Annotated in this window: 2 protein-coding genes; both read left to right on the forward strand. The window is 70.8% G+C overall.

Annotation, left to right across the window (positions count from 1 at the left end; genetic code table 11):
- Window positions 1-2,791, forward strand: a 2,791-nt coding sequence (locus AC1D12_RS27900; RefSeq protein ID WP_477844328.1) for an efflux RND transporter permease subunit, incomplete at its 5' end; no start/stop codon positions are given.
- A gap of 13 nt (window positions 2,792-2,804) precedes the next feature.
- A partial coding sequence (locus AC1D12_RS27905) for a patatin-like phospholipase family protein (RefSeq protein WP_477844330.1) occupies window positions 2,805-3,685 on the forward strand: 881 nt, incomplete at its 3' end.

A 3,685-nucleotide genomic window follows, 5' to 3' on the forward strand; every position in this document is an offset into this window, starting at 1 on the left:
GGTCGAGCGCGAGATGGGCAAGATGAACCGCGTGATGGGCGAGACCATCGTCATCGTGATGGCGGTCGTCGTGCTGTTCCTGGGCTGGCGCGCCGGCCTCGTGGTCGGCAGCATCGTGCCGCTGACCATCCTGGGCACGCTGGTCGCGATGCAGATGCTGTCGATCGAGCTGCACAACGTCTCGATGGCGGCCATCATCATCGCGCTCGGCCTGCTGGTGGACAACGGCATCGTGATCGCCGAAGACATCGAACGGCGCCTGGCGGCCGGCGAGGACCGTCGCCAGGCCTGCATCGATGCGGGCCGAACGCTGGCCATCCCGCTGCTCACCTCGTCGCTGGTGATCATCTTCGCGTTCTCGCCGTTCTTCTTCGGCCACACCTCGATCAACGAGTACCTGCGCCCGCTGGTGATCGTGCTCGCGCTGGCGCTGCTGGGCTCGTGGCTGTTCTGCCTGACGGTGACGCCGCTGCTGTGCTATCACTTCCTGAAGCCGTCCCACCCCGCGGGGCCGGCCGAATCGAACCCCGAGTCGCGCTTCTACCGCGGCTACCGGCATGTCATCGGCAAGGTGCTCGACCACAAGGCGATGTTCCTGGTCGCGATGGGCGTGATGTTCACGGCGGCGATGCTGATGCTGGCGAGCRTGCCCGCCGGCTTCCTGCCGCCTTCCGACCGGCCGCAGTACCAGATCGCCCTCGAATTGCAGCCCGGCAGCGACTCGCGCGCCACCCTCTCCACCGTGCAATCGGTCAGCCGCTGGCTGGCGGACAAGAACATCAATCCGGAGGTGACGACCAGCATCGGCTACGTGGCCGATGGCGGGCCGCGCATCATCCTCGGCCTGAACCCGCCGCTGCCGGCCTCGCACATCGGCTACTTCACCGTGGGCGTGAACGGCAAGGACGCGCTCGACCCGATGATCGAGCGCACCCGCGCCTGGCTGGCGCAKGCGCATCCGGAGCTGCGGGTCGATGTGAAGCGCTTCTCGCTCGGCTCCAGCGATTCCGGCACCGTGGCCTACCGCATCGCCGGCCCGGACGAGCGCGAGCTGCGCCGCCTGGGCGGGCAGCTGCAGGCCGCGCTGCGCGGCGTGCCCGGCGTGGTCGGCGTGCTCGACGACTGGGACGGCCGCGTGCCGCGCCTGGACGTGCAGATCGACCAGCGCAAGGCACGGCGCCTGGGCATCACCAGCGAAGACGTGGCCACCTCGCTGGGCGCGCGTTTCAGCGGCCTGGCCGTCTCGTCGCTGCGCGACGGCGACACGCTGGTGCCGCTGGTCGTGCGCGGCTCCGAGGCCGAGCGCCGGCGGCCCGAGGACCTGGCGAACAGCCTGATCTACCCCGCCTCCGGTGGCGCGCCGGTGCCGCTGTCGGCGGTGGCCACGCTCACGGTCGGCTCCGAGCCTTCGGTCATCCGCCGCCGCGACCTCTCGCGCACGCTGACCGTGCAGGGCCGCAGTGAGACACAGACCGCGCAGCAGGTGGTGGACCGCCTCGCGCCGACGGTGGCGGCGCTGGCGCTGCCGCCGGGCTACCGCATCGAGCTGGGCGCCGAGATCGAGGACGCGGCCGAGGCCAACACCGCGCTCGGCGACTACCTGCCGCACGCCGTGGTGGCGATGCTGATCCTCTTCGTCTGGCAGTTCGGCTCGTTCCGCAAGCTGGCGCTGATCCTGGCCATCATCCCGTTCGCGCTCATCGGCGTGGCACCCGCGTTGAAGCTCGCCGGCGAGCCGCTGGGCTTCATGGCCAACTTCGGCCTGCTGTCGCTGGCAGGCATCATCGTCAACAACGCGGTGCTGCTGCTCGAGCGCATCGAGGCCGAGCTGCATGCCGGCCGCCCGCTGCGCGAGGCGGTGGTGGCCTCGGCGGTGCAGCGGCTGCGGCCGATCGTGATGACCAAGCTGACCTGCGTCGCCGGCCTGGTGCCGCTGCTGCTGTTCGGCGGGCCGCTGTGGTCGGGCATGGCGGTCACCATCATCGGCGGCCTCGCATTGGGCACGCTGGTCACGCTCGGCCTGGTGCCGGTGCTCTACGAGCTGTTGTTCGGCGGACGGATGGCGCGCTGGTTGGCCCCGCCCTTGCTCGCGCTGCCGCTCATGCTCACCGCGGCAGGGCCGGCTCATTCCGCCGAGCCCGGCCTGAGCGGCGACGTCGGTGTCGGTGCGACGCGCGCGCAGACGCAGGTGCTCGGCGCGCCCGCCAAGACCGACGCCCTGCCCTACCTGAACGTCGAGTACGGCCCCCTGTTCGCCCGCGTCGACAGCTTCGGCATCCAGGTCCTTCCGCTCGGCTACGGCCACGTCGAGCTCGTCAGCCAGTACCGCAGCGATGGCTACGATTCGACGCTGCTGAGCCGGCGCCACGACTCCGTGCCACTGGGCCTGGGCACGCTGCAGATCACGCCCATCGGCGCGTTCGGGCTGCAGGTGCTGCATGACCTGGGCAAGTCCGGCGGCAACCTCGTACAGGCACGCTACCTGGCCGAGCTGCCGCTGGGGCGGGTCACCGTCTACCCGGAGCTGGGCGTCGAATACCAGTCGCGGGCCTACGCCGGCTACTATCGCGGCACCACCGACGCCGATGCAGCCGTGCTCGGCAGCGCCTACCAACCCGGATCCGCCTTGAACCCTTCCATCGGCGCCATGATCGAGACGCGGCTCGTGGACCGCTGGTACCTCAACGCCTACGTCCGGCGGACCTTTGCCGACCGTTCCATCTCGCGCAGCCCGCTGGTCGCCAGGGGCCCGGTGAGTTCGCTGCTGATGGCCGTGAGCTACCGCTTCTGAGGCCGGGACCGACATGCACCTGAGACCGCTGCGGGCGCCGAGCCTGCGTTGCTGGCTGGCGGTGTCGATCATCGCCCTGGCGACCGGCTGCTCATCGGTCCAGCCCTGGCAGAACGCCCCGGCCCGGCCGGGGCAGCCGGCCCCCGAGGCCCCGCAGCGCTCCATCGTTGCGGCGCTCACGCTGTCGGGCGGCGGGGCCCGTGCCGCCGCCTTCGGCCTCGGCGTGCTTCGCGAGTTGAAGGACACGCGCTTCGACTGGGACGGCCACCCGACCACGCTGTTCGACGAGATCAGCCTGGTCAGCGGGGTGTCGGGCGGCAGCATCCTGGCCGCGCATTTCGCGGCCTTCGGCGACGAGACGCTGACGCGCTTCGAGCCCGAGTTCCTGCTCGATCATGTCGAGGCCGACCTGATCACGACGGCACTCACGCCCCGGGGGCTGTATCGCCTCGGTTCCCCGTGGTTCGGCCGCAGCCACCTGCTGGCCGAGCGGCTCGACCGGCTGTACGGCGGCCGCACCTTTGGCGACCTGGCGAAGCGCAAGCGCGCCCCCGACCTGCTGGTGACCGCGACCGACCTGACCACTGGCGCGCCGTTCGAGTTCTCACCCAAGCAGTTCGAGCTGATCTGCTCGGACCTCTCCAGCGTGCCCTTGTCGTTTGCAGTCGCGTCGTCGTCGGCGGTACCGATCCTGCTGACGCCGATGACGCTGCGCAACTACGCCGGCCAATGCCCGGCGCCCCCGCTGGCGGCCCCGCCGACCGGCAGCGGCGACAGCTTTCGGGCCCGGGTGCTGCACGCCACGGCGCGCAGCTACCTCGATGCCCACGAGCGCCCCTTCCTGCACCTGGTCGACGGCGGGGTGTCCGACAACCTGGGTGTGCGGTCCTTGAT

This window comes from Rhizobacter sp. P1_G5 (genome assembly GCF_056405435.1).